The sequence below is a fragment of the Terribacillus saccharophilus genome (genome assembly GCF_002272745.1).
GTDB lineage: Bacteria > Bacillota > Bacilli > Bacillales > Amphibacillaceae > Terribacillus > Terribacillus saccharophilus_B.
In genome coordinates this window covers 152423-166691 of the sequence record NZ_NPBD01000002.1, presented here as the reverse complement: position 1 = coordinate 166691, position 14269 = coordinate 152423, and the positions used below count along the sequence as shown (strand labels likewise).

The window sequence follows — 14269 nt, the reverse complement described above, 5'->3', positions numbered from 1 at the left end:
CACCTTCATTATTCTATCCGGATGACAATGCCATCTTGGATGACGATTTTTTTCGATGCAAGCTCGTCCCATTTCATGCCTACTTCAACTTCAACAAGAGCTTCAACCTCTTGGATCATGATCTCACTGCCAATCGGCAGCACGTCCAGCTGCGTAAGCTGGAATGCGATCGTAGCCGCTTTTTCCTCTCGTTTCCGGATCTCTGCCTGGAAACGTTTGTGCACATCCTGTTTGGATACACCTTGTTTCTTTTCGAGTTTTCGTTTCTCGAACAACAGCTGTTGACACTCTTGGTCAAGTTGACGCGCTGTCTTTTGAAGACGTTCTCTGAGTGCTGTTTTGCTGGAGTCAGTGATCACTTCATCGACGCGCAAGCTTCGGATAATCTTCATCGGACACCTGGCTTTCTGCTGGAAAAGCATTTTTTTACATTGTAAAAAAGGGAAAGGTTTCCCTCTCCCTTTTACAATATGTCCAGATAAATGCGTTTTTCGTGATCAGCGGATGCAGCACGCAGCACTGCGCGAAAGGCACGAGCATTACGGCCGTGCTTGCCGATCACTTTGCCAATATCAGATTCATGCACCTGAAGCTGATAGATGACCTTATGCTGTTCTTCCCTTTGATGCACGACGATCTGCTCAGGAAAATCAACAAGCGGAGCAACCATCGCTTCAATGAGTGCTTTCAGAATCGATCAGCCCTTTACTTCTGGTTTTTTGAGTCGTGGAACTTTTTCAAGATTCCTTCGTTAGAGAAAAGGTTACGAACTGTGTCGCTCGGCTTAGCGCCTTTAGCCATCCAGTCCATCGCTTTTACTTCATCCAATTTAACCTCAGCTGGGTTAACTGTTGGGTTATATGTTCCGATTTGCTCGATAATACGTCCGTCACGAGGAGAACGAGAATCAGCAACTACGACACGATAGAAAGGGTTTCTTTTAGAACCCATACGTTTTAGACGAATTTTAACTGCCATGTTGTTGCACCTCCAAAATAATGTTTCTCACAAGATATGATTGTATCAGATTAAATAATCACTGTAAAGGGTTTTTACATTACATAAAAGGAAATTTCATTCCGCGTCCTTTTTTACCCTTTTGCATGTTCGTCATTTGCTTCATCATCTTCTTCATATCTTCGAATTGTTTCAGCAAACGATTGACTTCGGATACACTGCGGCCAGAGCCTTTTGCGATCCGTTTCTTGCGGCTGGCATTGATTAAAGACGGCTCCTGCCGTTCCTTGCGTGTCATCGATTGGATGATCGCTTCCACGTACACAAGCTGCTTCTCGTCCAGCTGGACGTTCTTCATGTTCTTCATCTTGCCTGCGCCAGGAAGCATATCAAGAAGGTCGCCAAGCGGCCCCATTTTCTTCACCTGGCTCATCTGCTCGAGGAAATCGTCAAAGGTGAAGCTCATACTGCGCATTTTCTCTTCCAAGTCACGCGCTTGCTTCTCATCGACGTTTTCTTGGGCTTTCTCGATCAAGGAAAGCACATCTCCCATGCCAAGGATACGGGAAGCCATTCGTTCCGGATGGAAGGCTTCCAGCTGGTCTGTGCGCTCTCCCATACCGACGAATTTAATAGGTTTCCCGGTTACAGCACGGATGGATAGTGCAGCCCCGCCTCGTGTATCACCGTCAAGTTTCGTTAATACAACACCAGAAATATCGAGCTGGCTATCAAAGCTCTCCGCTACATTTACGGCGTCTTGACCTGTCATTGCATCTACCACAAGGAAGATTTCTGCAGGTTTGACGTTCGTTTTGATTTGTGTCAGCTCATCCATCAGCTTCTCATCTACATGCAGACGGCCAGCCGTATCAATGATGACATAATCATGATGCTCTTCTTTCGCTTTCTTGATTGCCTCATTAGCAATATCGACTGGGTTTGCTTCTGTCCCCATCGAAAATACTGGCAGGCTAAGCTGCTTGCCAAGTGTCTCTAGCTGATCGATAGCAGCCGGTCGATATACGTCAGCTGCTACGAGCAACGGATTACGGTTATGCTTCTTGCGCAAAAGGTTTGCTAGCTTGCCAGTTGTTGTCGTTTTACCCGCACCTTGCAAACCAACCATCATAATGACAGTCGGCGGTCTGTCTGCGACAGAAATCTTGCTCTGCTCGCCGCCCATAAGCTGTGTCAGTTCTTCCTGAACAACCTTGATAACCTGCTGACCAGGTGTAAGACTCTCCATTACTTCCTGACCGATAGCCCGCTCTTTGATTTTGTTGATTAGCTGCTTCACAACTTTGAAGTTAACGTCTGCTTCCAAAAGCGCCAGTCGTACTTCACGTGTCATTTCTTTTACGTCTTGTTCTGTAACTTTACCGCGCCCGCGAATTTTCTGTATCGTACTCTGCAGTCGGTCGGCTAATCCTTCAAATGCCATGGAATCGACCTCCTAATCTAATTCTTTTATCTTTTGGATCAAGTCTTTTGCACCGGACTGGAGGCTTGCGTCCATTATTTCTTCCAGCTCATCCAGCAAAGTGCTCCTCTCCTTGAAGCGATCATAAAGATGCAGCTTTTTCTCATAGCTTTCTATCATCGCTTCGGTACGCCGGATATTATCATAGACTGCCTGACGAGAAACTTCAAACGTTTCCGCAATTTCACCTAATGACAAATCTTCCAGATAATACATTTCCATATAACTCCGCTGCTTCGGTGTAAGCAGTGCCTGATAAAAATCGAATAAATAGTTCATTCGAGTTGTTTTCTCTAACATGAACCGCACCCCTTGTTAAGTGAAATGCCTTTACAAAATTGTAGCCAACCTAGTGTGCAGCTGTCAAGAAACTGCTATTCCGCTTGTTCCTCATCCTGCATCAAATCAGCAAATAGACCATATACAAAGGCATTTGGATCAAATTCCTGCAAATCCTCCATTTGTTCGCCGAGACCAACAAACTTAACCGGAATTTTCATCTCGTTCCTGATCGCCAGGACAATACCACCTTTAGCTGTTCCATCCAGCTTGGATAAAATGATACCAGAAACATTAGCTGTTTCTTGGAATGTCTTCGCTTGCGCAAGAGCATTCTGCCCTGTTGTTGCATCCAATACGAGCAGCACTTCATGTGGCGCTCCTGGTACTTCACGTTCAATAACACGATGTACTTTGTTCAGTTCATTCATTAGATTTACTTTATTTTGCAAACGGCCGGCGGTATCACAAAGAAGTACATCTGCACCGCGGGCCTGTGCCGCTTTAATACCATCATAGATAACAGCTGCAGGATCACTGCCAGCGTTATGGCGAATCACTTCTACGCCAGTCCGCTCTCCCCATACTTGCAGCTGTTCGATCGCTCCAGCACGGAAAGTATCACCCGCAGCCATGACGACTTTCTTGCCTTCTTGCTTCAGCTTATACGCAAGCTTACCGATACTAGTTGTCTTTCCGACACCGTTAACGCCGACAAACAAGTAAATCGTAAGTCCATCGTCATTCATTTTTAGCTTCTGCGGCTGTTCATCTTCATCACCTTGGTATATTTCAACCAATTTTTCTGAGATGACATCCTTCAGCTGAATACTATCCTTGATGTTCTGACGTTTTGCTTCCATACGGAGCTCATCCACCAGATCCATCACTGTGTTCACACCTACATCGGAAGCTATAAGTACTTCTTCCAATTCCTCAAAGAAGTCCTCATCCACTTTTCGATAACGTGCCATCAGATTATTCATCCGATCAGAGAAGGAAGTACGGGTCTTTTTCAGACCTTCTTTGTACTTTTCAGGTGTTTGCTGATCTGTTTCGTTGCTTGTATTAGAGAATTTGTTTTTCAGTTTCTGAAAAAAGCTCATTTTGTTCTTCCTTTCTTATACCTTCACTAGTGTAGGCGCGTCTTCCAGACGGACAGAAACCAATCTAGAAACGCCGGATTCCTGCATCGTCACGCCATAAAGAACGTCTGCTTCCTCCATTGTACCTTTTCTGTGTGTTATGGCAATGAACTGGGTCTTTTCGCTGAATTGCTTCATGTATTGAGCAAAGCGGCTGACGTTTGCATCATCCAGGGCTGCTTCCACTTCGTCCAAGATACAGAATGGTACAGGCCTTACACGCAAAATGGCAAACAGCAAGGCAATTGCTGTCAAAGCACGCTCTCCGCCCGAAAGTAAACCTAGATTCTGCAGTTTCTTACCTGGCGGCTGTGCGATAATATCGACTCCGGTTTCCAGCAGATTATCAGAATCGGTAAGCTTCAGCTCCGCGTGTCCTCCGCCAAAGAGCGAACGGAACACTTCTGTGAATTCTGTTTTTATTTTATTGAATACATCTTCGAATAGACGCTTCATTTCTTCATCCATTTCGTCAATTACGGCAAGCAAAGTTGATTTTGCCTGATAAAGGTCGTCCTTTTGTTCAGTAAGGAAGCTATATCTTTCATTAATCCGGTCAAATTCCTCTATTGCACCTACATTGACGCTGCCGAGTTCCGAAATAGCACGCTTAATCAGCTTGACTTCTGTTTGGGCAGTTTCTATATCTTCTGCTCTTCCAAACGTTGCCAATGCTTTTTCAAAGGTCAAGGAGTAGCTTTGCTGCAAATTCATCAGACGGTTTTCCAGCTCTACATCCAAACGGTTCGAGCGGACTTCCTGATCTTGTACTTGCTGCACCAGATTCTGATGAAGACGATTTGCTTCTTTAACAGACAGCTCCTCTTGCTGCACCCAGTCATAGCGCTCCTGCCGTTCTGCTTTACGTTCCTCGATCAATGTTGTTGTCTGCTGCTTGTGCTGTTGCTTCACTGTGATCAGCTCTGCAATCTCTTCCTCTGTCTGACCTTTCTCACCAACTTCAGCCATTTGCTGCAGTACCCGCTGCTGTTCTTCATACTTCTGCTTCGTCAGTTCTAGCTGCTCTGTAAACTCACTGAGCCTCTGCTGCTGATTTTCAAGCTTAGCAAGGCTTTCTGCAGACCGTATCTGAAGGGCCTGCTGTTCTTCCCGTTTAATTTCCTTAGTCTGCTGCCATGCCTGGTGAGCTTCTGTCAGTTCACTAATCTCCCGCTGTATATCCTGGAGCTGCTGGTCCAAACCGGCAAGTTCAGCTTGCAGCTGCTCGATGCGTTTTTCCACTTCTTCTCGTTCTGTGTCATACTGCGCATTATCCTGGTCATACATGGTGAGATTATCATTGGCATGCATAAAGCGGATGCTCGTTTCAGTAAATGCTGCCTGGAGCTCCTGTTCCGCTTCCTGCAGCTGCTTCAAGCTATGTCGGGTTTCCTCTGCTGAAGTTTCCAATTGCTGAAGTTCTTCTTTCAGCTGCGCGACTTTACGTTCGAATACTTCAGTCCGTGCCTGGAAATCAGACAGTTTCTCCGTGACTTCCTGCATTTCCTTTTCTCTTGTAAACAAAGATTGACTGTTGCGCTTTTGCGCTCCGCCAGTCATAGATCCTCCTGGGTTTACAACATCACCTGTCAGCGTAACAACGCGGTACCGTCTGCCAAGAGCAGCAGCAATGTCATTGGCATGCTGAAGGTCTTCTGCGATGACCACATTACCTAACAGGAAATCAACTGCCCGCTTGTACTGGGGATCAACTTGAATGAGATCTGCCGCAATACCGATGAATCCATCCCGATTGGAAGCATTCCCCAATACATTCGCAGGAATCTGTTTTGGCTGAATCGATGATAGCGGCAAGAATGTCGCACGGCCATTATGTGTCTGTTTCAGCCAATTGATTGCCTGACGGGCACTTGCTTCCGTATCAACCACGATATGCTGAGCTTGACCTCCAAGAGCAGTCTCCATCGCAGTGACATACGCAGACGGTACATCAATTAATTCGATGACAGCACCCTCAATTCCCTCGAGCTTTTGATCTTGACGAGCTTTGAGGACTGCTTTTACCCCTTGGAAAAATCCTTGGAACTCTTCTTTCATCTCTTGCAGCATTTCCTGCTTGGAACGAAGCTTCTCAATATGCTGGTACCCGGTGTACAGCTTGCTCTGTGCTTCTTGATACTGCTCACGTTTTTGCGCTGCTTCCATCCGAAGTGAATCTGCTTTCTCCTCAGCCCGCTCGCGGCTTTCGGTAGCATCTTTGAGACTTTCAGACAATTGCTCTCTTTTCTCACTGATCTCATCACGATTCAAAACAACATCTTTGTATTTTGTACGCTGCCGTTCTTTTTTCGCATCAATACCAGTGAGCTGCTGTTTGAGTGAGTTCGTCTCATTGCGCTTAGCAGCTTGTTCATTCAGCAAATCGATATAATCACTTTTCTTTTCTTCGATTTGTTCGCTCAAATCTTCCTGTGTACGGGATAGCTGTTTGTCCAAAGATCGCAAATCAGATTTGATTGCTTTATTTTCTGTATCCAACGTATCCAGAGCTGCTTGCTCCTGGTCCAGCTGTTTCAGCTGCTGCTCTAGAGTAATTCCCAGCTGTTCTGTATCTTTTTCCAGCTTTTCTTTGTTTTCTGCAAGATGCTTGGAGCGCTCATTCAAAAGCTGTTTCTTGCCTTCCAAATTCTCAAGCTCTTGTGTCACGATTAACAAGGAGGCTTGCAGTTCGTCAATAGAGGCATCCAGCGCATGTAATTCTGTCTTCTCCGACTCAAGCAGCTGTTCTTTTTCTCCAATAGTCTGCTTCTGGACTTCAAGCTCACGTTTATTCACTTCAAGCTCCTGGAGAATCGCTTGCCACTCCTTATGTAATTGCTCGATCTCCGCAACTAGCAATCCGATTTCAACATCTTTCAGCTGTGCTTTTTTCTCCAGAAAATCCTTTGCGATAGCAGCTTGTTCACGTAATGGTTCAAGCTGTCCTTCAATTTCATACGTAATATCTTCTACTCTGTTTAAATTCTCTTGAGTTTCTGCTAACTTATATTCTGCCTTCTTCTTTCGCTGCTTGTATTTCAAAACACCTGCAGCTTCTTCGAAGATAGACCGTCTTTCTTCTGGTTTGGAGCTTAGGATTTCCTCTACCTTTCCTTGACTAATAATGGAGAAGGCTTCTCTTCCTAATCCAGAATCCATGAACAAGTCAATGATATCTTTTAGACGGCAGCTTTGGTTATTGATCAAAAATTGGCTTTCTCCAGAACGGAATACCCGTCTGGTCACACTCACTTCCTGATACTCCAGCGGTAACGTCTGATCGGCATTGTCCAATACAAGTGTCACTTCCGCTACATTAAGCGCTTTTCTCGTATCGCTGCCCTGGAAGATAATATCTTCCATTTTGGATCCTCGCAGACTTTTTGCCGACTGCTCGCCTAATACCCAGCGGATGGCATCGGTTATATTACTTTTCCCGCTTCCATTCGGACCTACCACTGCCGTTACACCTGGTACAAAGTCAAGTGTCACTTTTTCGGCAAATGATTTGAATCCGACGGTTTCTAATCGTTTCAGGAACATACTCATTCTCCTATATTGAAAGCTTATCGCTTATTTCTGCATTGTTATTGGTTTCTCTTTTGTTTTTAACTTATTTATTTTATCATAAACTAAAGGTACATAATAGGTATCAATTACGCCAAAGGAGGCTCGCCCATGAAGCTCGAACAGGCATCAGAGGAGAATTTGTCCATCCTCATCAATGGCATCGCCGATCGGCTTGTTGTCGTTAACCGTTCCATCATGCAGCCAGAAGACTACCAAATTGAGAAGTACGATGATATTAAGTTTTTATATGATCATATTGAATCAAAAGGACAGCTCAGTGTATCTGAGACAGAAGCATTTATCCAGGAACTGGCGAACTACCGAAAATAAAAAACGGCGGAGACTAACTTGCTCTCCGCCGTTTTTTCTATTCAGTTAAAGCTTCCAAAGCAATGCGGGCAGCCTGCTGTTCCGCTTCCTTTTTCGTCCGGCCTACTCCTGTACCGACAAGTTCTCCCTGAACCTTCAACTCCGCAACGAATTCACGGCTATGAGCAGGACCTCTTTCATCAACGATCGTATACGTTATCACTTTATCTTTGTCCTGCTGAATAACCTCCTGCAGTCTGCTCTTGTAATCCATCGCATGTGAAAAAGCACCTTGGCTGATTTTTGGAAAGACGATTTTTTCGAAAAATCCTAGTACCACATCGAAATCCTGGTCGAGATACAAAGCACCGACAAATGCCTCGAACACATCAGCTAACAATGCAGGACGTGTTCTGCCCCCAGTGCGCTCTTCTCCTTTTCCGAGCAGCACATATGTACCAAGATCCATTTCTTTGGCGAAGAGCACGAGAGATTCCTCTCTGACTATAGCAGCACGAAGCTTCGTCATATTCCCTTCTGGCATATCAGGATAATGCTTGTACAGAAATTGTGATACACCAAGCTCCAATACAGCATCGCCGAGGAATTCCAATCGTTCGTTATCCGTCTTCTTCAGGTGACGATGTTCATTCACATAAGATGAATGGGTCAAGGCATTCTGCAACAAAGCTTCATCATGGAAATGGATTCCAAGCTTCTCCTGCAGTTTATATAAGCTCATTCTGCTGTCCCCACTTTCCGATAGTTGTGATGATGCGGAGAAAGCCCCGCCTACTAGTGACGGGACTTTCTCCTATGCATCTTATTTAAATCTTACTGTTTGCTGTTTATGTAGTTTACAGCGTCGCCAACAGTAGCGATTTTTTCAGCATCTTCATCAGAAATTTCCATGTCGAATTGATCTTCCAATTCCATAACCAATTCCACAACATCAAGGGAATCTGCATCTAGATCTTCTTTGAAAGAAGCCTCTAGTGTTACTTTGGATTCGTCTACATCAAGACGATCAATAACGATTTGCTTTACTTGCTCGAATACATCTGCCATAGGAAATTCACCTCCCTTCGTTATTATAGGACATTTCGTCCCGGAAAACTACAGTTTTTTCATTGTATTACATTACCATGCCGCCATCGATATGAATCGTTTGACCAGTAATGTAATTGCTATCTTCTGACGCAAGAAAACGAACGACACGCGCAACGTCTTCCGGCTTGCCTGGTTTACCTAGCGGAATCATGCTTTGCATCGCTTGTTTCTGCTCATCTGTCATTTCATCAGTCATATCAGTCGTGATGAATCCTGGAGCAACAGCATTCACAAGAACGTTTCGCGCAGCCAACTCTTTGGCTGCTGTTTTCGTTAAACCAATGACTCCTGCTTTTGCAGCGACATAGTTAGCTTGGCCAGGATTACCGCTGACACCAACAATGCTCGCCACGTTGATAATGCGGCCAGCTTTTTGTTTCATCATTTGACGAGTTACTGCTTTCGTGCAAAGAAATACACCTTTCAAATTCGTCTGGATGACTGCATCGAAATCCTCTTCCTTCATACGCATAAGCAGGTTATCTCGCGTAATACCAGCATTATTCACTAGTATGTCTAAACTGCCGAATGCTTCAATAGTCTGCTTGACCATATCTTTTACGCTTTCTTCTTCTGCTACATTCGCCTGGATTACAATTGATTCCTGCCCAAGAGCACGGATTTCCTCTGCAACAGCCTCTGCCTTCTCTTTGCTTCCGGAGTAGTTTACCGCTACGTTCACTCCGTTACTCGCAAGTTCCAGCGCAATCTCTCTGCCAATACCGCGTGATGCACCTGTAACTAGTGCTGCTTTACCTGATAGCATTTATTCTTCCTCCTTGTACCACGTCAAGAATGCTTGCAATGATTCGGGATCTTGTACATTGAACGTTGTCGTACGGCGGTTGATTTTCTTCACTAATCCGCTTAGCACTTTACCAGGTCCCACTTCGACAATAGCATCCAGTTCGTCATTTTGAAGCATATTAACAACAGTCTCTTCAAAACGGACTGGTGAGTACAACTGCTGCACGAGTAACTGCTCGATCTCTTTCTGATCTAGCACTTTTTCTGCTGTTACGTTTGCATAAACTGGAATCGATGCATCAGCTTTTTCCACGTCTGCAAGTGCAGATGCGAATTCTTCTGCAGCTTGTTTCATCAGCCTGGAGTGGAACGGACCGCTGACATTCAGCGGAAGCACACGTTTAGCTCCAGCTTCCTTCAAAAGCGGCTCTGCAAGTTCGATGCCTTTTTTTGTACCGGAAATGACGATCTGTCCAGGGCAGTTGATATTGGCAGCATCGACAATTTCGCCATGCTCCGTATCAACTGTTTGAAGAGCAGTCTTGATGTCTTCCAAACTTAGGCCTAATACCGCAGCCATGGAACCTTGCCCTGACGGATAAGCCTTTTCCATTAGCTGACCGCGCTTGTTAACGAGTACAGCAGCTTCTTCTGCACGGAAAACGCCAGCTGCAACCAGTGCACTGTATTCTCCTAAGCTGTGTCCGGCCGTAACGACTGGTCTTACACCTTCATTCTGCAATACCTGGTAGATAGCAGCACTTGTCAGAAGCAATGCCGGCTGTGCATTTTCTGTCTTTGTCAGCTCTTCTGCCGGTCCCTCGAACATTAAAGGTGTTATTGGCTGCGGCAATAATTCGTCTGCCGCTTGGAAAAGACTTTTCACTTCATCATATTCGTTGTACATTTCCTGACCCATGCCCACTGCTTGTGAGCCTTGTCCAGGAAACACAAAAGCTACTCGTTTCACTTAACGTCCTCCTCGTCTTTCTTCATGCTCTGGATTGTATCTTTGATAATACCTGTTACATTATTTTCTGCCATTTGCTTTGTTTGTAGGATAGCAACTTGTATAGCACGCGCATTGGAGGAACCGTGCGCCTTTACAAAAGGTGCAGCAAGCCCAAACAAAGCAGCACCGCCATATTCTGCATATTCTGTGCTTGCTTTAATTTCCTTTAGCTGCGGTTTCATCATAGCAGCCGCAAGCTTTGTCTTTGTGTTCTTTAAGAAGGCCTTCTTGATGGTCGAGAAGAACATCGATGCTGCTCCTTCTATTGTTTTCAGGGCGATATTGCCACTAAAACCGTCCGTCACAACAACATCAAAATCTCCGGAAAGGAAATCTCTGCCTTCTACATTACCAATAAAGTTTATTGGTGCATCACTGAGAAGCTCAAAAGCTTTCTTCGTGAGATCATTGCCCTTACCATCTTCCGTGCCTACATTGAGCAATCCTACACGAGGATTTTTTATCCCGCGAACTTTCTCTGCATAGATAGAGCCCATTACGCCGTATTGTAATAGATGGTTCGCTTTGGCGTCAATATTGGCGCCAACATCAAGCAGGACAAATCCTTTTCCATCCACCGTCGGAAGAGTTGGCGACAATGCCGGCCGTTCGATGCCTTTAATACGTCCGACTATCATCAGGCCTGCTGTCATAATGGCACCTGTATTTCCCGCTGAAACACAAGCATCAGCACGGCCTTCTTTAACTTCCTGAGCAGTCAGTACAAGTGATGACTGCTTCTTGCGCCGGATTGCCCGGACAGGTTCGTCGTCTGCTGTAATGTACTCCTCTGTATGTATAATCCGGATGTTAGCCGGACGGACCTCACCAAGATGCGGTTCAATCTTGCTTTGATCTCCAACCAGTGTCAGCTCCAAGGATGCATCCTCTTTAGCTGCGAGCACGGCACCTTTGACTATCTCTTCCGGTGCGTTGTCGCCACCCATTGCGTCGATTGCTATTCGCATAACTTATTTCCCTTCTTTCACGCTCGAGCGGAACATCTCGAACGTACCTTTAAATACTTCTTCTTGATCAACAGCACTATCCACTTGGATGACCGTCCGCTTCCTGTCCTGACGAATGACTTTCGCTTTGGCTACTACCCGCTCATGGAGTTTCACCTGTCTAGTAAAGGTGATTTCCGAGTGGAAAGTGAGTGCGAACGGATCATCGATCAGCGCAACCGCTAAGGAATTAGCCTGCGCAAACAGATGATGCCCTCTGGCAATCTGGTTCCGTGTGAAAACATGCTCTGGTTTAATATCTAATATACTGATCGCCCGTTCATCGAGCTCTAAGTCAATGATTTCTCCAATCACTTCATCAATGTTAATAGATTTCACGGTTTCATCCCACTGGGAATGAGCAACGTGCTTAATCCGTTCCCGCAGCTCGGGAATTGTCAGTTCCATTCGGTCCAATCGGATTGTCTGAATACTGACAGCAAATTTCTTTGCCAATTCCTCGTCTGTTATGAACGGTGTTTTTTCAATCGTTTCCCGCAGTAAGTCCTGTCTGTCTTTTTTGCTTCTTCTCATTTCTCCACCGCCAAAATTAAGACTAGGTACTAAAAGTAATATATAATAGCAGGCCAGAATTTGCAACAGCCGTTTTTAGTCGAGCACATTCCCGTTCAGTGCAAACTCGGTATCCAGCGCTTGCAATAAATTGCGATAAGCGGGGTCATTTTCCAATCTTTCTTCTGAAATGATTTGCTCTGCATCCTTACGCGCTGTTTCAAGTGCCCGGTAATCGTGCACCATATCACCAACCTTGAATTCCGGTATCCCGCTCTGCTTTTTCCCGAAGAAATCACCAGGACCCCGTAGCTGCAAATCCTGCTCGGACAGCTCGAATCCATTCGTTGTTTCTGTCATGATGCGCATGCGTTCTTTCCCAATTTCCCCTTTTGGTTCGGCAATTAATATACAGTAACTTTGTGCATCTCCACGACCTACACGACCCCGTAGCTGATGCAGCTGGGATAGGCCGAAGCGCTCTGCATCATAGATGATCATCAGCGTAGCATTCGGAACGTTCACCCCAACTTCTACTACTGTGGTAGACACAAGAACTTGGGTTTCATTGTCGGCGAATTCCTTCATTACCGCGTCTTTTTCATCAGATGGCAAACGTCCATGCATGAGTCCGACATGAATATCCGGCTCAAAAACAGCAGCAAGCATCTGATGCAAATCGACCGCATTCTGGATGTCCAGCTTGTCCGATTCCTCAATTAACGGACTTATGACATACGCCTGATGACCGGCTGCGACTTCCTTTCGGATGAAATCCAGCACCCGATCAATCGTATTTTCCTTTACCCAATACGTTTCTATTTCTTTACGCCCAGCTGGCATTTCATCAATAGCTGACACATCCATATCACCGAATGCAGTGATAGCCAGCGTCCGCGGAATTGGCGTAGCAGTCATGAACAGAACATCCGGATGAAGGCCTTTATCTCGTAGTGTCCGGCGCTGCGCAACACCAAATCGATGCTGTTCGTCAACAATAGCTAATGCAAGATTTTTAAAATGTACTTCATCTTGTATCAGTGCATGTGTCCCGACAACAATGTCTACTTCTCCATTTACAATCTGTTCGAGCACTGCTTTCCGGCGCTTGCCTTTGACACTTCCAGTGAGCAGTGCTACTGTGGCAAAACCATCCAGCATACTAGATAAAGACTGGGCGTGCTGTTCTGCTAAGATCTCTGTCGGAACCATAATCGCACCCTGTTTACCTGCTGTAACTGCCGCATAAAGCGCAACAGCTGCGACAGCCGTTTTACCAGACCCAACATCCCCTTGTAAGAGACGGTTCATTCGGTAAGAAGAATGTAAATCACGCATAATATCCTTCAGCACACGCTGCTGGGCATTCGTTAACGTAAAAGGAAGAGTGGCTACAAAAGCTTGTACCTTCTCTTGATCATAAGCTAAGCTGCCTCCAGCTGATGCTTCCCGTTTTTGTTTTCGGATAAATTGCATTTTCAACTGGAACAATAGAAATTCTTCATATGTGAATCGTCTACGCCCATGAGCCAGTGCCTGTCTGTCAGGTGGAAAGTGCATATAATGCAATGCTGTTTTTCGATCTGGCATTTTATATGATGCTAAAAATGATGCTGGCAGAATTTCTTCAATGTCTTCATCATACTGTTCCAGCGCCTGCTTCACACTTTTTTGCAGTTGTCGCACTGTCACTGTACCTTTCACACCGTAGACAGGCTGCACCGGTGTTAGCTCATCTGCTCCGCCAACCTTGAAGTTACTGACAGTAAGCTGAAGACGATGCTGATCCCATTTTCCTGTCATCGTCACTTTTTTGCCCGGTATCAGCTGTTTCTGAGCAAATGCACGATTGAACATAATCGCCTTGACTGCAACATTCTCAACCAAGAGTGTCACAGTTAGTTTGTTCTTTTTCCGTCCGTAATATTGCACTTGAGCCGGTGAGGCGATTTCACCTTCAATCGTCACTTTATCATCATGAATCAGTTCAGCTAACGGCTGGACATCGAAGACATCATACCGATACGGCAGATGAAAAAGGAGATCTTCGACTGTGAAGATCCCCATATTCGCCAATCCTTCCGCAAGCTTTGCACCGATTCCCTTGACTTGATCAACCGGTTGCTTTAACACATTC

The 14269-nt window shown here is 45.4% G+C and carries 15 protein-coding genes; 1 reads left to right on the top strand and 14 read right to left on the bottom strand.

Annotated features, from left to right (window positions below; translation table 11 throughout):
• Window positions 1-8 precede the first annotated feature (8 nt).
• The 7 genes from CHH58_RS02660 to smc form a co-directional block, all read right to left on the bottom strand.
• Complete coding sequence (locus tag CHH58_RS02660; RefSeq protein ID WP_095230384.1) at window positions 9-392, bottom strand: YlqD family protein; 384 nt, start codon at window positions 390-392, stop codon at window positions 9-11.
• 71 nt (window positions 393-463) lie between these two features.
• Window positions 464-679, bottom strand: coding sequence for a KH domain-containing protein (locus CHH58_RS02655; RefSeq protein WP_306452898.1), 216 nt, complete (start codon window positions 677-679; stop codon window positions 464-466).
• Between the two features lie 26 nt (window positions 680-705).
• On the bottom strand, window positions 706-978 hold the full coding sequence (gene rpsP, locus CHH58_RS02650) for a 30S ribosomal protein S16 (protein ID WP_095217635.1): 273 nt from the start codon (window positions 976-978) through the stop codon (window positions 706-708).
• A 79-nt stretch (window positions 979-1057) separates the two neighbouring features.
• Window positions 1058-2401 carry a signal recognition particle protein gene (gene ffh / locus CHH58_RS02645; protein ID WP_095261983.1) on the bottom strand — a complete coding sequence of 448 codons (1344 nt, stop codon included), beginning with the start codon at window positions 2399-2401 and terminating at the stop codon, window positions 1058-1060.
• A 12-nt stretch (window positions 2402-2413) separates the two neighbouring features.
• Window positions 2414-2740, bottom strand: a complete 327-nt coding sequence (locus tag CHH58_RS02640) for a putative DNA-binding protein (protein ID WP_095230085.1) — start codon at window positions 2738-2740, stop codon at window positions 2414-2416.
• A 74-nt stretch (window positions 2741-2814) separates the two neighbouring features.
• A complete protein-coding gene (gene ftsY / locus CHH58_RS02635; protein WP_095230083.1) occupies window positions 2815-3825 on the bottom strand; it encodes a signal recognition particle-docking protein FtsY in 1011 nt (336 codons plus the stop codon).
• A gap of 15 nt (window positions 3826-3840) precedes the next feature.
• Window positions 3841-7407, bottom strand: a complete 3567-nt coding sequence (gene smc / locus CHH58_RS02630; RefSeq protein ID WP_095232613.1) for a chromosome segregation protein SMC — start codon at window positions 7405-7407, stop codon at window positions 3841-3843.
• A gap of 135 nt (window positions 7408-7542) precedes the next feature.
• Between smc and CHH58_RS02625 the strand changes: the two genes are divergently transcribed.
• A complete protein-coding gene (locus tag CHH58_RS02625; protein WP_038560108.1) occupies window positions 7543-7764 on the top strand; it encodes a DUF1128 domain-containing protein in 222 nt (73 codons plus the stop codon).
• Between the two features lie 37 nt (window positions 7765-7801).
• Here CHH58_RS02625 and rnc read toward each other — a convergent pair whose 3' ends face one another.
• From rnc to recG, 7 genes are all read right to left on the bottom strand, one after another.
• Window positions 7802-8485 carry a ribonuclease III gene (rnc, locus tag CHH58_RS02620; RefSeq protein ID WP_095230079.1) on the bottom strand — a complete coding sequence of 228 codons (684 nt, stop codon included), beginning with the start codon at window positions 8483-8485 and terminating at the stop codon, window positions 7802-7804.
• A gap of 92 nt (window positions 8486-8577) precedes the next feature.
• Window positions 8578-8811 (bottom strand): acyl carrier protein, encoded by a 234-nt coding sequence (gene acpP / locus CHH58_RS02615; RefSeq protein ID WP_038560102.1) that lies wholly within the window; start codon window positions 8809-8811, stop codon window positions 8578-8580.
• Between the two features lie 67 nt (window positions 8812-8878).
• Window positions 8879-9619, bottom strand: a complete 741-nt coding sequence (gene fabG, locus CHH58_RS02610; protein ID WP_095230077.1) for a 3-oxoacyl-[acyl-carrier-protein] reductase — start codon at window positions 9617-9619, stop codon at window positions 8879-8881.
• Complete coding sequence (fabD, locus tag CHH58_RS02605) at window positions 9620-10570, bottom strand: ACP S-malonyltransferase (protein WP_095230075.1); 951 nt, start codon at window positions 10568-10570, stop codon at window positions 9620-9622.
• Entirely contained in the window at window positions 10567-11580 is a 1014-nt protein-coding gene (plsX, locus tag CHH58_RS02600) for a phosphate acyltransferase PlsX (RefSeq protein WP_095230073.1), read from the bottom strand. The genes fabD and plsX overlap by 4 nt, the downstream gene beginning before the upstream one ends.
• 3 nt (window positions 11581-11583) lie before the next feature.
• Complete coding sequence (gene fapR, locus CHH58_RS02595) at window positions 11584-12153, bottom strand: transcription factor FapR (RefSeq protein WP_095217627.1); 570 nt, start codon at window positions 12151-12153, stop codon at window positions 11584-11586.
• 75 nt (window positions 12154-12228) lie between these two features.
• Window positions 12229-14265 carry an ATP-dependent DNA helicase RecG gene (gene recG, locus CHH58_RS02590; protein ID WP_249275016.1) on the bottom strand — a complete coding sequence of 679 codons (2037 nt, stop codon included), beginning with the start codon at window positions 14263-14265 and terminating at the stop codon, window positions 12229-12231.
• Window positions 14266-14269: the final 4 nt, after the last annotated feature.

Excerpts from the sequence above, each read along its gene's own strand:
- CHH58_RS02640 (WP_095230085.1), bottom strand. The coding sequence starts at position 2,740 with ATGTTAGAGAAAACAACTCGAATGAACTATTTATTCGATTTTTATCAG.
- fabG (WP_095230077.1), bottom strand. The coding sequence starts at position 9,619 with ATGCTATCAGGTAAAGCAGCACTAGTTACAGGTGCATCACGCGGTATT.
- acpP (WP_038560102.1), bottom strand. The coding sequence starts at position 8,811 with ATGGCAGATGTATTCGAGCAAGTAAAGCAAATCGTTATTGATCGTCTT.
- rnc (WP_095230079.1), bottom strand. The coding sequence starts at position 8,485 with ATGAGCTTATATAAACTGCAGGAGAAGCTTGGAATCCATTTCCATGAT.
- fapR (WP_095217627.1), bottom strand. The coding sequence starts at position 12,153 with ATGAGAAGAAGCAAAAAAGACAGACAGGACTTACTGCGGGAAACGATT.
- smc (WP_095232613.1), bottom strand. The coding sequence starts at position 7,407 with ATGTTCCTGAAACGATTAGAAACCGTCGGATTCAAATCATTTGCCGAA.
- ffh (WP_095261983.1), bottom strand. The coding sequence starts at position 2,401 with ATGGCATTTGAAGGATTAGCCGACCGACTGCAGAGTACGATACAGAAA.
- CHH58_RS02660 (WP_095230384.1), bottom strand. The coding sequence starts at position 392 with ATGAAGATTATCCGAAGCTTGCGCGTCGATGAAGTGATCACTGACTCC.
- ftsY (WP_095230083.1), bottom strand. The coding sequence starts at position 3,825 with ATGAGCTTTTTTCAGAAACTGAAAAACAAATTCTCTAATACAAGCAAC.
- plsX (WP_095230073.1), bottom strand. The coding sequence starts at position 11,580 with ATGCGAATAGCAATCGACGCAATGGGTGGCGACAACGCACCGGAAGAG.
- rpsP (WP_095217635.1), bottom strand. The coding sequence starts at position 978 with ATGGCAGTTAAAATTCGTCTAAAACGTATGGGTTCTAAAAGAAACCCT.
- CHH58_RS02625 (WP_038560108.1), top strand. The coding sequence starts at position 7,543 with ATGAAGCTCGAACAGGCATCAGAGGAGAATTTGTCCATCCTCATCAAT.